The sequence below is a fragment of the Streptomyces sp. SID14478 genome, from assembly GCF_010548525.1.
Classification (GTDB): domain Bacteria; phylum Actinomycetota; class Actinomycetes; order Streptomycetales; family Streptomycetaceae; genus Streptomyces.
The window spans coordinates 1-13,465 of record NZ_JAAGMG010000628.1 but is presented as its reverse complement, the minus strand read 5'-3'; the positions used below and the strand labels follow the sequence as shown (position 1 = coordinate 13,465).

Here is a 13,465-nt window from a genome sequence, read left to right as displayed (position 1 = left end):
GCGCCGCGGTCGGCGCCCGACGAACTGCGGTGCGGCGCGGCCGACTTGGGCTGCACCGGCGCGGGCTGCACGGACCTCGGCTTCACGGGCTTGTGCTTCGGCTGCGCGGCCGACGGCGCGTTGCCGTACGCACCGGCCCGTGCCGCGCAGGTGGGCCAGGCTCCCCAGCCCTGCGCGCCCTGCACCTTGGTGGCCACGGCGATCTGCTGTGCCCTCGACGCCCGGTCGGCCGTCGCGGCGTAGGCCCCTCCGCCGTACGCACGCCATGTCCCGGCGGAGAACTGGAGCCCGCCGTAGTAGCCGTTACCGGTGTTGGTGTGCCAGTTGCCGCCGCTCTCGCAGCGGGCGATGCGGTCCCAGACGTCCGCTCCCGCCGCCTGGGAGGAGCCGGCGGAGGCGAAGAGGCCGAGGGGGGCGAGCAGAGCCGCCCCGGTGATCAACGCTGTCGTGCGAGCCGTACGTATCGGCACGGACATGAGATTCCCTCTCGTGGAGCTCTCGTGGACTGTGCTCGTGAACTGCTCGTTGCAGACGGCGGTGGAATCTAGGCAGCGCGGGCGGCCCGCATCAACCGCCCCCCTGTCGCTCCTGGCCAGTGAGCCGTTACCTGAAGTAGCGGCGATTTCAAGCCACCCACTTCATTCACTGATTTCCTGATTTGTCGACCTGTCATCTCAGTGATCTGTGACTCAGTTCACCTCCTCAACTTCCTTTGAATGCCAACAAGTTGTCATGGAGTGACAGATTCCGGGCGCCTCCTCACGGTGCGCTCCGGATGGGTCGATTCCGTTCGGTTCCGGGCGTGACTCCGCCCACAGATCGTCCGTTGTCCCTTCATCAGCACGCATCCGACTTGCATCCGATCCAGAGGAGCCCCCGTGCCGCGCTTGCTCGACGTCAGTGCCGACGTACGCGCCGAGATCGGCGACGAAGAAGCAGACCGGCTGCTCGGGGGCGACAACGCCCCGGGCAGCTACGACTGCACGTCCTGCCGCACCCCCGGCGACTCCGAGCAGGAACGCACCAGCACGGTCCTGTTCGTCGGCGACGAGACCGCCGTCCTCGCCTTCGCCCACGCCGGCTGCCTGCCCTCGCAGGTCGTCCAGGTCGCCGAGGACCAGCTGCAGGGCGCCGTACGGTCCCTCACCGGTTCCCCGCAGGGCGCCGCCGGGGACGGCCCCGTCGAGGCCGCCGCGGCGCAGGCCGTGCTCGGCGTGACCAGCGGCCTGGTGCTGATCGGCGGCGACCTGCACCCCGCCCTCGTCGTGGAGCCGACCGGTCCCATCGCCCGCCCCGGCGCCGAGGCCGGCGGCGACGACTTCCTGCCGCTCCTGATCGAGCAGGGCTTCATGCCGCTCAGCGAGCTCACCGAGGCGCCGCGCACCCTGCCCGGCTGGTCCGTGCTGCTCGCCATGGGCCAGCTGCACGCCGTGCTGCAGCCCGGTACCGGCGGCGCCCCCTCGCAGGTCGCCTGGTGGCAGGCGCACCAGCCGCTCGTCGTCACCGAGGGCTGGCGGGCCGCCGCCAACAAGACGCACACGGTCCTCGTCTTCGCCGCCCCCGTCGGCTCGATCGGCCGCCAGCCACGCGAGGACCTGCTGCGCGACGCCCTCGACAAGTCCGCGGCGAACGGCCGTCTGGTCGCCGCCGCGATGCCGCTCGCGGGCACCTGAGCCGACGCCCGTGCCGACCCGGACCTCACCGAACGCGCCGGTCAGCCTCCCTGACGCCCCGCAACAGCCGAGGCCAAGGGCGCATCCGAGTCAGGTCCGGGTCGTTGGCACATACGTGCACCCATACGACCCGACTTCAGCCCCCTCGTCCTCTTCCGGTCTCCGCCAGCCGTACCAGGGCTCCCTCTCGTCGATCCCCTCGATGCGTCCCCCGGAGGACCACGCGGTCCCCCGCTCGGCCACACCGATCTACGACGCCCTGTACGCGGAGTACAGCCGGTCCTTCCGGGCTCTGCCCGGGGACCGCAGCGGCGAGGAGGATCTCGGGTTCACGGGATTCGGGACGGGCCCCTACGGAACACGGCACCACGTCTCGCACTACCCGATGGCGCACCAACAGCAGCACCAGCAGCACTGGCAGCCACAGACGAACGGGCGGCAGCACGGCCACGGAGGTCACCTCCCGGCCGCGCTGCCGCCCGGTCCGCGTCGCGAGCACTGAAGCCCGCGACGCCCCTGCTGCCGAATCCTGTCGGCTACTTCTTCCTGCCGCGCTTCTCCCGCACCCGCACCGAAATGTGGATCGGCGTCCCCTCGAACCCGAACTCCTCGCGCAGACGCCGCTCCACGAAGCGCCGGTAGCCGTGCTCGATGAACCCGGAGGCGAAGAGCACGAACCGCGGCGGCTTGGTGCCGGCCTGCGTACCGAAGAGGATGCGAGGCTGCTTGCCGCCGCGGATCGGGTGCGGGTGGGCGGCGACGAGCTCGCCGAGGAACGCGTTCAGACGGCCCGTCGGGACGCGGGTCTCCCAGCCGGCCAGCGCGGTCTCGATCGCCGGGACCAGCTTCTCCATGTGGCGGCCGGTGCGGGCCGACACGTTCACCCTGGGCGCCCACGCGATCTGCGCGAGCTCGGTCTCGATCTCGCGCTCCAGGTAGTAGCGGCGCTCCTCGTCGAGGGTGTCCCACTTGTTGAACGCGACGACGATGGCGCGGCCCGCCTCGACGGCCGACGTCACGATCCGCTGGTCCTGCACCGAGATGGTCTCGGAGGAGTCGATCAGGATGACCGCGACCTCCGCCTTCTCGACGGCGGCGGCGGTGCGCAGCGAGGCGTAGTAGTCGGCGCCCTGCTGCAGGTGGACGCGCTTGCGGATGCCCGCCGTGTCGACGAACTTCCAGGTGACGCCGCCGAGTTCGATGAGCTCGTCGACCGGGTCGCGGGTGGTGCCCGCCAGCTCGTTGACGACGACGCGGTCCTCGTTCGCCACCTTGTTCAGGAGCGAGGACTTGCCGACGTTCGGGCGGCCGATCAGGGCGATGCGGCGGGGGCCGCCGATCGCCGTGCCGAAGGTCTGCGGGGGCGCGTCGGGCAGTGCCTCGATGACCGCGTCCAGCATGTCGCCGGTGCCGCGGCCGTGCAGCGAGGAGACCGGGTGCGGCTCGCCGATGCCGAGGGACCACAGGGCGGTGGCGTCGGCCTCGCCGCTCGGGCCGTCGACCTTGTTGGCGCAGAGCACCACCGGCTTCTTGGCCTTGCGCAGCAGACGTACGACGGCCTCGTCGGTGTCGGTGACGCCCACGGTGGAGTCGACGACGAAGACGACGGCGTCGGCGGTCTCGATCGCGTACTCGGCCTGCGCGGCCACCGACGCGTCGATGCCGAGCACGTCCTGCTCCCAGCCGCCCGTGTCGACGACCTTGAAGCGACGGCCCGCCCACTCGGCCTCGTAGGTGACGCGGTCGCGGGTGACGCCCGGCTTGTCCTCGACGACGGCCTCGCGGCGGCCGATGATGCGGTTCACCAGGGTCGACTTGCCGACGTTCGGGCGGCCGACGACGGCGAGGACGGGCAGCGGACCGTGGCCCGCCTCCTCGATGGCGCCCTCGACGTCCTCGACGTCGAAGCCCTCTTCGGCGGCGAGCTCCATGAACGCTGCGTACTCATCGGCCCCGACGCCTCCGAGCGCCCCGTGCTCATGCTCCGGGGAGCCCTCGGGCTGGATCTGGTCGTTCATGAAGTCCGTACCTCGTCGTTCATTCGTGGTGATCGGTGCGCCCGCCCCTCATGAAGGCCGGCGCACTACTGAAAGTCTCGCTCAGCGCCCGGTCAGGCGCCTGGCGTCCACCAGGTGGGCGCTCAGCCGCTCCTGGATGCGCACGGTCGCCTCGTCGAGCGCCTTGCGCGTACGCCGTCCGCTGCCGTCGCCCGCCTCGAAGGGGTCGCCGAAGACGACGTCGACCCGGCTGCGCAGCGGAGGCAGCCCCTTTATCAACCGTCCGGGCCGCTCCGTGCTTCCCAGAACGGCGACCGGGACGATCGGCGCCCCGCCCCGTACGGCGAAGTACGAGAGCCCGGCGCGCAGCGACGCGAAGTCGCCCTCGCCGCGGGTGCCCTCGGGGAAGATGCCGAGCACTCCCCCCTCGCGCAGCACGTCGAGCGCCCGGGTGATGGCCGTGCGGTCCGCCGTGGAGCGGTCGACCTTCACCTGTCCGATCCCGTCCAGGAAGGGCCCGAGCGGCCCGACGAACGCCTCCTGCTTGATCAGGAAGTGCGTCGGGCGCGGGGCGACGCCCATGACCATGGGGCCGTCGATGTTGTGGGAGTGGTTGACGGCGAGGATCACGGGGCCGGTGGCGGGCACCCGCCACGACCCGAGCACGCGCGGCTTCCACAGGCCGTACATCAGGCCGACGCCGATGCGCCGCCCGACCTCGGCGCCCCTCACGGACGGTGCGCTCACTTGGAGGCCCGCTTCTCCTCGACGAGGGTGACGACGCACTCGATGACCTGCTGCAGCGTGAGGTCGCTGGTGTCGACCTCGACGGCGTCGCCGGCCTTGGCCAGCGGCGACGTCTTGCGGCTGGAGTCGGCCTTGTCGCGGGCGACCAGGGCCTCCTGGGTGGCCTTGACGTCGGCGCCCTTGAGCTCGCCGGAGCGGCGGGCGGCGCGGGCCTCGGGCGAGGCGGTGAGGAAGATCTTCAGGTCGGCGTCGGGCAGCACGGTCGTGCCGATGTCGCGCCCCTCGACGACGATGCCCTTCTCGGCCTCGGCGGCGATGGAGCGCTGCAGCTCGGTGATCCGGGCGCGCACCTCGGGGACGGCGCTGACGGCGCTGACCTTGGAGGTGACCTCGCCGGTACGGATGGGACCGGCGACGTCGGTGCCGTCGACGGTGATCGTCGGGGCGGACGGGTCGGTGCCGGAGATGATCTCGGCCTTGCCCGCGACGTCGGCGATGGCGGTCGGGTCGGTCAGGTCGATCCCGTTGTGCACCATCCACCAGGTGATCGCCCGGTACTGGGCGCCGGTGTCGAGGTAGCTGAGTCCGAGCTGGGCGGCGACGGCCTTCGAGGTGCTCGACTTGCCCGTGCCGGAGGGTCCGTCGATGGCGACGATCACTGCTGCCGGAGAGGCGGCTGCGGCGGATTCCATGGGTGACGGGCACCTTTCTGAGTACACGGGGCGGGTGTGCGGGGCGCGCACGCACCCCGCACAAGGTTACTGGCTCCCGCGGGCACCTCTTACTGCCGCATGGCCCAGCCGCGCTCGCGCAGCGCCGCGGCCAGTTGCGGAGCCGCGGCGGGCTGCACCATGAGCTGCACGAAACCGGCCTGCTGCCCGGTCGCGTGCTCGATGCGGACGTCCTCGACGTTGACGCCCGCGGCGCCCGCGTCCGCGAAGATGCGGGCCAGCTCGCCGGGCTGGTCGGAGATGAGCACCGCGACGATCTCGTACGTCGCCGGGGCCGAGCCGTGCTTGCCGGGGACCCGCGACTGGCCGGTGTTCCCGCGCCGCAGCATCGTCTCGACGCCGTCGGCGCCCTCGCGGCGCTTGGCGTCGTCGGAGGACTGCAGGGAACGCAGGGCCCGCACGGTCTCGTCGAGGTCGGCGGAGAGGGCGGAGAGCAGGTCGGCGACCGGGCCGGGGTTGGCGGACAGGATGTCGATCCACATGCCGGGTTCCGAGGCCGCGATCCGCGTGACGTCGCGGATGCCCTGGCCGCACAGGCGCACCGCGCTCTCCTCGGCGTTCTCCAGGCGGGCCGCGACCATGCTGGAGACGAGGTGGGGCATGTGCGAGACGAGCGCGACGGCACGGTCGTGGGCGTCGGCGTCCATGACGACGGGCACGGCCCGGCACAGGGCCACCAGTTCGAGCGCGAGGTTCAGGACCTCGGTGTCGGTGTCCCGGGTCGGGGTGAGCACCCACGGACGGCCCTCGAAGAGGTCGGCGGTCGCCGCGAGCGGGCCGCTGCGCTCCCGGCCGCTCATCGGGTGCGTACCGATGTACGACGTCAGGTCCAGGCCGAGCTCCTCCAGCTCGCGGCGCGGGCCGCCCTTGACGCTGGCGACGTCCAGGTAGCCGCGGGCCACGCCCCGGCGCATGACGTCGGCGAGGGACGCGGCGACGTGCGCGGGCGGTACGGCCACCACGCACAGGTCGACGGGGCCCTCGGGCGCCTCGTCCGTCCCGGCGCCGAGCGCGGCCGCCGTGCGGGCCTGCTGCGGGTCGTGGTCGGCGAGGTGCACCGTGACGCCGCGGGAGGCCAGGGCCAGGGCGGCGGAGGTGCCGATGAGGCCGGTGCCGATGACGAGTGCGGTTCTCACTGGGCGATGTCCTTGCGCAGGGCCGCGGCGGCGCCGAGGTAGACGTGGGCGACCTCGGAGCGGGGCAGCTCGGTCTCGATGTGCGCGAGGATGCGGACGACGCGCGGCATGGCGCCGGCGATGTCCAGTTCCTGGGCGCAGATCAGCGGTACGTCCACGATGCCGAGCTTGCGGGCGGCGGCCGCCGGGAAGTCCGCGTGCAGGTCGGGCGTCGCGGTGAACCATATGGAGATGAGGTCGTCGGCGCTCAGCCCGTTCCGCTCGAGGACGGCGGTGAGCAGCTCGCTGACCTGCTCGTCCATATGCCCGGCCTCGTCCCGCTCGAGTTGGACGGCGCCCCGGACCGCTCGTACCGCCACGGTGTCACTCCTTGATCCTGTCCGTACGTTTGCGACGTCCAGCGTAGTTGGGGCCGTACGCACGGGTGCGCGGCGCCCGTCCTTCGAGACGGGGCGCCGCGCACCGGCAGCAGGGGCGTGACGGATCAGAGCTGCTGCTGCTTGATGATGTCCTCGAGGGAACCCGAGGGCACCTGCCCCTCCGGCGTGAGCTTGTCGACCACGTTGGGCAGGTCCTGGGCCACCTGGGCGGCCACCTCGTCCCGGCTGACGTGGGCGTCCTCCGCGAGCTTGTCGAGCGTCTCGTCGGGGACGGCCTGCTTGACCTGATCGGGGCTGAGCGGCTGGTTGTCGCCCTTGCCGACCCACGAGTCGAGCTGTTCCTGGTTGACGAGCCCGGACTTCGTGATCATGTCCATCAGACCACCGAGCGGGTTGGACCCGCCGCCGCCCGCCGCCGCGCCACCACCGGCGCCGCCGCCGAGCAGCCCGCCCAGGATCTTGCCGAGGTCGAGGCCACCGCCGCTGCCGGACCCGCTGCCTCCGCCACCGAGGAGGCCGCCGAGCAGACTGCCCAGATCGTTACCCGCCATGATTACCGCGCCTTTCGGGACATTCAGGAAACCCGGACCCTCTCAATGTCACCCGAACCACCCCCTGTCGCCACTCGGCCGGAGCTGCTTGCATGGAGGGCGGCACCGTGCCGCCTCGGGGGAGGCTCGTCATGAAGCGCTCTGGGCCCCTGTTCACCTTGTTCGCCGGTCTGGCGCTCGCGCTGTTCATGTGGTCGCTGAACGCGACGACCGGCGAGGACGCCGCGTCGTACGAGGGCGCCCCGGCCGCCACGGCGAGCGCGTCCTCGTCCGCCTCGCCCGCTCCCCCGAAGGCGAGTGCGAGCGCCGGCCCCAGCACGGGGCCGTCGCGGTCCAGGGCCGCCCGCCCCGACGCCGCCTACGCGGGCCGCACCGACGACGGCACCTCCGCCGTCTCGGTCTCCGTACGCGGGAAGAAGGCCGTCGCCTACTTCTGCGACGGCCGCGCCAAGGAGTCCTGGCTGAAGGGGACCGTCGAGGACGACGGCGAGATGAAGCTCAGCGGCAAGCACGGCGACAGGCTGGAGGGCACGCTCCGCGGCGACCGGATCCGCGGCACGGCGGAGGTCTTCGACCACGCGTACGGCTTCACGGCGAAGAAGGCCGTCGAACCGTCCGGCCTGTACCGGGCCACCACCGAGGTGCGCGGCGCGAGGATCGACGGCGGCTGGATCGTGCTGCCCGGCGGCCGCCAGGTCGGCATCGTGCGCCGCGACGAGAAGCCGTCCGCCGCACCCCCCATCGACCCGCGGACCGGCGCGGTCACGGTCGACGGCGAGCACCTGACCGCGCGCCCCGTCGTCCCCTGATCCGTCGTGCAAAGGGGTAACCATGTCCGTCGACCCGAACGCCGCGACCCAGAGCTTCCCGGGCTGTCCACCCGACCACCGGCGCCCACACCCCGCGCGTTATGTGGTGCCCGCCCTCGTGGCGGCCGCGGTGGCCGTGGCGCTCGGCGCGTACGGAAAGGTCCACGACCCGGAGGGCACCGCCTTCAACCTCGCCGGGTTCTCCAGCAGCGGCGCGGTGAAGTCCTGGCTGGGCACGGTGGCGTTCGCCTTCGGACTCGTCCAGGTCGGTTCGGCGTTCATGGTCTACGGGAAGCTGCGCGGGCCTTCCTGGGCGCCCGCGCTGCATCGCTGGTCGGGCCGGATCGCGTTCCTGGTGGCGGTGCCGGTCGCGGTGCACTGTCTGTACGCGCTCGGCTATCAGTCGTACTCGACCCGTGTCATGTGGCACTCGTTCCTCGGCTGCTTCTTCTTCGGGGCGTTCAGCGCCAAGATGCTGCTGCTGCGGGTGCAAAGGCTGCCCGGCTGGCTGCTGCCGGTGATGGGCGGCCTGGCCTTCGCGGTCCTCACGCTGCTGTGGCTGACGTCGGCGCTGTGGTTCTTCCGGACGGTGGGGGTGACGACGTGAGGCGGGCGACGACGACCCGGCGCAGCGTGCTCGTCGCGGGTGCGGCGGGGCTGGTGGCGGGCTGCAGCAAGTACGGCGACGAGGGCGGCGGCGAGCAGCCCGCGCCGACCGACGCGGCCAGCAGCGCACGCGCCTCGACCGCTGAGGGCACTGACGATTCCGCGGGTTCGGCTGATCCCGAACAGCCGCCCGCGGCCGACGAGTTGGCGAGGACCTCGGACATCCCGGTCGGCGGCGGCACGGTCTTCGCCGACAAGAAGGTCGTGGTGACGCAGCCGGCGCAGGGCGACTTCAAGGCCTTCTCCGCGGTCTGTACGCATCAAGGCTGCACGGTGAAGGACGTCGCGGACGGCACGATCAACTGCCCCTGCCACGGTTCGAAGTACGAGATCGAGGACGCCGCCGTGACGGGCGGCCCGGCGCCGCGCCCGCTGACGCCCCGGAAGATCACGGTCACCGGTAATTCGATCTCGCTGGGCTGACCGGACGGCCTACTCTCCGGAGATGACCCCGGACGAACTCCTGGTGCGCGACCACACGATCTACGCCTGCGTCATGGGCTCGCGCGCCTTCGGCCTGGCCACGGAGGCGAGCGACACGGACCGCCGTGGCGTGTTCCTGGCGCCGACCCCGCTGTACTGGCGCTTCGACAAGCCGCCCACGCACGTCGAGGGGCCCGCCGAGGAACAGTTCTCCTGGGAGCTGGAGCGCTTTTGCCAACTGGCCCTGCGCGGCAACCCGAACGTCCTGGAGTGCCTGCACTCCCCGCTCGTCGAGCACGTCACGGTCACCGGCCGCGAGCTGCTCGACCTGCGCGGCGCCTTCCTCTCCCGTCAGGCGCACGAGACGTTCGCGCGCTACGCGACGGGCCAGCACAAGAAGCTGCAGTCCGACATCCGCACGCACGGCGCCCCGCGCTGGAAACACGCGATGCACCTCCTGCGCCTGCTGATCTCCTGCCGCGACCTCCTGCGCACCGGTGAGCTGACCATCGACGTGGGCGAGCACCGCGAGGAGCTGCTCGCGGTCAAGCGCGGCGAGGTGCCGTGGCCCGAGGTCGAACGCCGCATGACGCTCCTGGCGGAGGAGACCGACAAGGCGGCGTCCGGCACCCCGCTCCCGCCCGGCCCCGACCGCCCCCGCGTCGAGGCCTTCCTGACCCGCACCCGCCGCGCGTCAGCCCGCGAGGCGGACCCGGACGAGTAGGTCGTGCAGGGCGTCGTGCGCGGCGGGTGCGTCGGGCAGCTTCGACTCGCCCTGCGCCACGTCGAGGCGGGCGTACAGCGCCTCGACGTCGACGGCCACGCGCGCTCGGTCGACGTCGGCGGCGCCGTGCTCGGCCGCGGCCTTGGCCGCGATCAGCTCGGGCAGATAGGACGGCGCCGCCAACTCGCCTAGCAGCGTGGGCAGATGGGCCTGCACCTCACCGCTGCGCATCAGGTGGATGCCGGTGAGCAGTACGCGGAAGGCGTACAGGAGCGGCTTGAGTTCGCCCGTCTTCTCGTACAGCCGCCACTGGGTGCCCGCGAACCCCCGGTAGTGGTGGGCGTGGTGCCGCGTGACGATGTCGGGCACGAGCGCGACGAGTTCGCGGTGCGTCCCGGTGCTGTGCGCGACGAGCGGCGAGAGCAGCTGCTCCAGTACGTAGCCGTTGCGCCGCAGCATCAGCCGGACGAACTTGCGCAGGTCGTGCGTGACGAGGTCCATCTCCACGCCGTCGTCCGTCCACCACATCCGCGACCGGGTCTCCTGCGGTTCGCGCAGCCCCACGAGCGCGGCCGCGGGCAGCAGATGGACGCCGCGCAGGTCCACGTCGGAGTCTCGCGACGGGAAGCCGTACAGGTGCGCGCCAGAGACCGTGGCGAACAGCAGCGGGTCCGGCTCCGCGGCGACGGCCGTGGTCAGGTCCACCGCGGCGGGCAGGTGCGTGTCGGCGGTCATCCGGACATGCTGCCGGATCGTGCCGCCGGGCCCCATCGAATTACCGGCCCCCCGGCTCAGCCGTCCCACTCCGCGCCGAACGCGAGCAGCTCGTCGCGGTGCTCGATGCGGGTCACCCAGTCCTCGGGCCAGACGTCGGCGCCGAGGTGGGCGCCCGCGAAGGCGCCGGCCAGGGCCGCGATCGAGTCCGAGTCGCCGGAGGTGCAGGCGGCGCGGCGCAGGGCGAGCACGGGTTCGTCGACGAACAGGAGGAAGCTCAACAGGGCGGTGGCGAGGGCCTCCTCGGCGATCCAGCCGGCGCCGGTGGCGAGGCAGGGGTCGACTTCCGGGTTGGCGTCCCGCAGTGCCGCCTCCAGCCGGGCGAGCACGGCGAGGCAGTCGTCCCAGCCCCGCGCGATGAACGCCTCGGGGCTCGCGTCCTGCCCGGTCCGCCGCCACAGGTCGCCGAGCCACTTCTCCCAGTACAGGGTGCGGTTGTCGAGGGCGTAGGAGCGCAGCCGTCCGGCCAGGCCGGTGGGTTCGGTGCCCTCGGCGAGGAGTCGTACGGCATACGCGGTCAGGTCGGAGGCGGCGAGCGCCGTCGGGTGGCCGTGGGTGAGGGCGGCCTGGGTCTGTGCGCCGGCGGCCCGGCCCTCCTCGTTCAGGTGCGGCAGGAGGCCGAGCGGGGTCACCCGCATGTTGGCCCCGCATCCCTTCGACTGCACCTGGCTGGCGTCGCGCCATTCCCGCTGCTCGTCCTCGAGGAGGGCGCAGGCCCTGAGGCAGGTGTTGCCGGGGGCGCGGTTGTTGTCGGGCGAGCGGTTCCAGGCGATGAACTCCTGCCGCATGATGTACGCGTACCGCTCGGCTCCGCACAGCCGTCCCGCGGCCCGCTTCGCCCCGCGCGCGACGGCGAGCGCCATCTGCGTGTCGTCCGTGACGTACGCGACGGGCCGCCCGGGCAGCTCCATCTCCCGCCACGGCCCGCACTTGGCGAGGATGGACGGTACGTCGTTGAACTCGGTCGGGAAGCCGAGCGCGTCCCCGAGCGCGAGCCCGAGCAGCGATCCGGTCGCGGCCCTCTTGCCGGTCATGTGCGGGGTCCTTCCGAGAGGTCGGGTGCGGGCTTGAGGAGGGGCGGGAGCAGTGCGTCGGCGCCGCCCGCCCGGTACAGCGCGGCGGGCTTGCCGCGGCCGCCGGTCAGCCGGGACGCGCCGGGGACCTGCGCGACGAATCCGGGCGTGGCCAGTACCTTGCGGCGGAAGTTCGCCGGATCCAGCGCGGTCCCCCACACCACCTCGTAGACCTGCCGCAGCTCCCCGAGCGTGAACCGGGGCGGGCAGAACGACGTGGCCAGGCAGGTGTATTCGAGCTTGCCGCCGATCCGTTCGTGGGCGTCGGCGAGGATCCGGTCGTGGTCGAAGGCCAGCGGCCCCCAGGCTCCGCCCGCGTAGGGCAGCCAGGCGGCCCGTGCCGCGTCGCCGCCGCCCTGGGCCTGCGGAGCGTCGGGCACGAGCGCCGCGAACGCGACCGAGACGACCCGCATCCGGGGGTCGCGGCCCGGCTCGCTGTAGGTGCGCAGCTGCTCCAGGTGCAGCCCCGCCAGGTCGCGCAGGCCGGTCTCCTCGGCGAGCTCGCGCCGCGCCGCGGTCTCCGCGGACTCGTGCGGCTCCAGGAACCCGCCGGGCAGCGCCCATCGCCCGGCGTACGGCTCCTGGCCGCGCTCCACGAGCAGGATGTGCAGCCGGCCCGAGCGGATCGTGAAGACGGCCAGGTCGACGGTGACGGCGAAGGGCTCGTAGGCGTGCTTGTCGTATCCCTGCATGACCCACCCCCTCTATTTAAGGTCTTGATGACTATAAATAGAGGGGGTGGAGGCGCGCAAGCCCCTGCGCCGCACCGGGCGATGCGGGCGCCGACCGGCAGGGCGCCGAAAAGGAAGCGGCCGGCCCCCGGATCTCTCCGGGGGCCGGCCGCTCGACGAACGGTGTTGCCTACAGGTCGACTTCCTTCATCAGCATGCCGACCTCGGTGTTCGACAGCCGCCGCAGCCAGCCCGACTTCTGGTCGCCGAGCGTGATCGGGCCGAAGGCGACCCGGACCAGCTTGTCGACCGGGAACCCGGCCTCGGCGAGCATGCGCCGCACGATGTGCTTGCGGCCCTCGTGCAGGGTGACCTCGACCAGGTAGTTCTTGCCGGTCTGCTCGACGACGCGGAAGTGGTCCGCCTTCGCGTACCCGTCCTCCAGCTGGATGCCGTCCTTGAGCTGCTTGCCCAGGTCGCGCGGGATCGGGCCGACGATGTGCGCGAGGTAGACCTTCTTCACACCGTACTTCGGGTGCGTCAGGCGGTGGGCCAGCTCGCCGTGGTTGGTGAGCAGGATGACACCCTCGGTCTCGGTGTCGAGCCGCCCGACGTGGAACAGCCGCGTCTCACGGTTGTTCGTGTAGTCCCCGAGGCACTGCCGGCCCTCGTTGTCCTCCATGGTGGAGACGACGCCGGCCGGCTTGTTCAGGACGAAGAACTGGTACGACTGCGTGGCGACGGTCAGACCGTCGACCTTGATCACGTCCTTCTCGGTGTCGACGCGCAGCCCCTGCTCCAGGACGATCTCGCCGTTGACCTCGACGCGGGCCTGGTCGACCAGCTCCTCGCAGGCACGCCGCGAGCCGTAACCGGCACGGGCGAGCACCTTCTGCAGCCGCTCGCCCTCCTGCTCGGCGCCGGGGAAGGTCTTGGGGAGCTTGATCTCGGGCTTGCCCGCGTACCGGTCGCGGTTGCGCTCCTCGGCCCGCGTCTCGTACTCACGCGAGCGCGAGGGCGCCGTGCGGCCGCCGCTGCGCTGGCCCTGCTTGGGGCCGCCCTTGGCACCGCCGCGCGCCGAGGCGCCACGGCCCGACTTCGGACCGTCCT

17 protein-coding genes are annotated in these 13,465 nt (G+C 72.2%); 6 read left to right on the top strand and 11 right to left on the bottom strand.

Annotated elements, in window-relative coordinates; translation table 11 throughout:
* Positions 1-476: transglycosylase family protein (locus G3I40_RS21005; RefSeq protein ID WP_164303678.1), on the bottom strand; the 476-nt coding region annotated here is incomplete at its 3' end.
* A gap of 402 nt (positions 477-878) precedes the next feature.
* On the opposite strand from G3I40_RS21005, the gene G3I40_RS21000 reads away from it, so the two are divergent.
* Both G3I40_RS21000 and G3I40_RS20995 read left to right on the top strand, forming a co-directional pair.
* Positions 879-1,673: a hypothetical protein gene (locus G3I40_RS21000; protein WP_164303677.1), complete on the top strand. Its 795-nt coding sequence runs from the start codon at positions 879-881 to the stop codon at positions 1,671-1,673.
* A 202-nt stretch (positions 1,674-1,875) separates the two neighbouring features.
* Entirely contained in the window at positions 1,876-2,175 is a 300-nt protein-coding gene (locus G3I40_RS20995; protein ID WP_164303676.1) for a hypothetical protein, read from the top strand.
* Positions 2,176-2,209: 34 nt separating this feature from the next.
* On the opposite strand, the gene der is transcribed toward G3I40_RS20995, so the two are convergent.
* The 6 genes from der to G3I40_RS20965 form a co-directional block, all read right to left on the bottom strand.
* A complete protein-coding gene (der, locus tag G3I40_RS20990; protein ID WP_164303675.1) occupies positions 2,210-3,691 on the bottom strand; it encodes a ribosome biogenesis GTPase Der in 1,482 nt (493 codons plus the stop codon).
* 81 nt (positions 3,692-3,772) lie between these two features.
* On the bottom strand, positions 3,773-4,456 hold the full coding sequence (locus tag G3I40_RS20985; protein ID WP_343244982.1) for a lysophospholipid acyltransferase family protein: 684 nt from the start codon (positions 4,454-4,456) through the stop codon (positions 3,773-3,775).
* Positions 4,414-5,109 (bottom strand): (d)CMP kinase, encoded by a 696-nt coding sequence (gene cmk / locus G3I40_RS20980; protein ID WP_164303674.1) that lies wholly within the window; start codon positions 5,107-5,109, stop codon positions 4,414-4,416. The genes G3I40_RS20985 and cmk overlap by 43 nt, the downstream gene beginning before the upstream one ends.
* A gap of 89 nt (positions 5,110-5,198) precedes the next feature.
* Positions 5,199-6,284, bottom strand: coding sequence for a prephenate dehydrogenase (locus G3I40_RS20975; protein WP_164303673.1), 1,086 nt, complete (start codon positions 6,282-6,284; stop codon positions 5,199-5,201).
* Positions 6,281-6,643 (bottom strand): chorismate mutase, encoded by a 363-nt coding sequence (gene aroH, locus G3I40_RS20970; RefSeq protein WP_164303672.1) that lies wholly within the window; start codon positions 6,641-6,643, stop codon positions 6,281-6,283. The genes G3I40_RS20975 and aroH overlap by 4 nt, the downstream gene beginning before the upstream one ends.
* A gap of 125 nt (positions 6,644-6,768) precedes the next feature.
* The gene (locus G3I40_RS20965) at positions 6,769-7,215 is read right to left on the bottom strand and encodes a YidB family protein (protein WP_164303671.1); all 447 of its coding nucleotides are present in this window, start codon (positions 7,213-7,215) and stop codon (positions 6,769-6,771) included.
* Positions 7,216-7,346: 131 nt separating this feature from the next.
* On the opposite strand from G3I40_RS20965, the gene G3I40_RS20960 reads away from it, so the two are divergent.
* Genes G3I40_RS20960 through G3I40_RS20945 form a run of 4 tightly spaced genes read left to right on the top strand, consistent with a single transcriptional unit; the run spans position 7,347 to position 9,837 of the window.
* Positions 7,347-8,024 carry a hypothetical protein gene (locus G3I40_RS20960; RefSeq protein WP_164303670.1) on the top strand — a complete coding sequence of 226 codons (678 nt, stop codon included), beginning with the start codon at positions 7,347-7,349 and terminating at the stop codon, positions 8,022-8,024.
* Between the two features lie 22 nt (positions 8,025-8,046).
* Complete coding sequence (locus G3I40_RS20955) at positions 8,047-8,631, top strand: DUF6529 family protein (RefSeq protein WP_164303669.1); 585 nt, start codon at positions 8,047-8,049, stop codon at positions 8,629-8,631.
* Positions 8,628-9,113 carry a Rieske (2Fe-2S) protein gene (locus tag G3I40_RS20950; RefSeq protein ID WP_343244981.1) on the top strand — a complete coding sequence of 162 codons (486 nt, stop codon included), beginning with the start codon at positions 8,628-8,630 and terminating at the stop codon, positions 9,111-9,113. The genes G3I40_RS20955 and G3I40_RS20950 overlap by 4 nt, the downstream gene beginning before the upstream one ends.
* A gap of 22 nt (positions 9,114-9,135) precedes the next feature.
* Entirely contained in the window at positions 9,136-9,837 is a 702-nt protein-coding gene (locus G3I40_RS20945) for a nucleotidyltransferase domain-containing protein (protein ID WP_164303667.1), read from the top strand.
* Here G3I40_RS20945 and G3I40_RS20940 read toward each other — a convergent pair.
* The 4 genes from G3I40_RS20940 to G3I40_RS20925 form a co-directional block, all read right to left on the bottom strand.
* Positions 9,808-10,572 carry a nucleotidyltransferase domain-containing protein gene (locus G3I40_RS20940; protein ID WP_164303666.1) on the bottom strand — a complete coding sequence of 255 codons (765 nt, stop codon included), beginning with the start codon at positions 10,570-10,572 and terminating at the stop codon, positions 9,808-9,810. The genes G3I40_RS20945 and G3I40_RS20940 overlap by 30 nt on opposite strands.
* 56 nt (positions 10,573-10,628) lie before the next feature.
* Complete coding sequence (locus G3I40_RS20935; protein WP_164303665.1) at positions 10,629-11,645, bottom strand: ADP-ribosylglycohydrolase family protein; 1,017 nt, start codon at positions 11,643-11,645, stop codon at positions 10,629-10,631.
* On the bottom strand, positions 11,642-12,376 hold the full coding sequence (locus G3I40_RS20930; protein ID WP_164303664.1) for an NUDIX domain-containing protein: 735 nt from the start codon (positions 12,374-12,376) through the stop codon (positions 11,642-11,644). Before G3I40_RS20930 ends, G3I40_RS20935 begins: the two co-directional genes overlap by 4 nt.
* A gap of 169 nt (positions 12,377-12,545) precedes the next feature.
* Positions 12,546-13,465, bottom strand: a 920-nt coding sequence (locus G3I40_RS20925; RefSeq protein ID WP_164303663.1) for a pseudouridine synthase, incomplete at its 5' end; no start/stop codon positions are given.

Excerpts from the sequence above, each read along its gene's own strand:
- G3I40_RS20995 (WP_164303676.1), top strand. The coding sequence starts at position 1,876 with ATGCGTCCCCCGGAGGACCACGCGGTCCCCCGCTCGGCCACACCGATC.
- der (WP_164303675.1), bottom strand. The coding sequence starts at position 3,691 with ATGAACGACCAGATCCAGCCCGAGGGCTCCCCGGAGCATGAGCACGGG.
- cmk (WP_164303674.1), bottom strand. The coding sequence starts at position 5,109 with ATGGAATCCGCCGCAGCCGCCTCTCCGGCAGCAGTGATCGTCGCCATC.
- G3I40_RS20965 (WP_164303671.1), bottom strand. The coding sequence starts at position 7,215 with ATGGCGGGTAACGATCTGGGCAGTCTGCTCGGCGGCCTCCTCGGTGGC.
- G3I40_RS20960 (WP_164303670.1), top strand. The coding sequence starts at position 7,347 with ATGAAGCGCTCTGGGCCCCTGTTCACCTTGTTCGCCGGTCTGGCGCTC.
- G3I40_RS20955 (WP_164303669.1), top strand. The coding sequence starts at position 8,047 with ATGTCCGTCGACCCGAACGCCGCGACCCAGAGCTTCCCGGGCTGTCCA.
- G3I40_RS20945 (WP_164303667.1), top strand. The coding sequence starts at position 9,136 with ATGACCCCGGACGAACTCCTGGTGCGCGACCACACGATCTACGCCTGC.
- G3I40_RS20940 (WP_164303666.1), bottom strand. The coding sequence starts at position 10,572 with ATGACCGCCGACACGCACCTGCCCGCCGCGGTGGACCTGACCACGGCC.
- G3I40_RS20935 (WP_164303665.1), bottom strand. The coding sequence starts at position 11,645 with ATGACCGGCAAGAGGGCCGCGACCGGATCGCTGCTCGGGCTCGCGCTC.
- G3I40_RS20930 (WP_164303664.1), bottom strand. The coding sequence starts at position 12,376 with ATGCAGGGATACGACAAGCACGCCTACGAGCCCTTCGCCGTCACCGTC.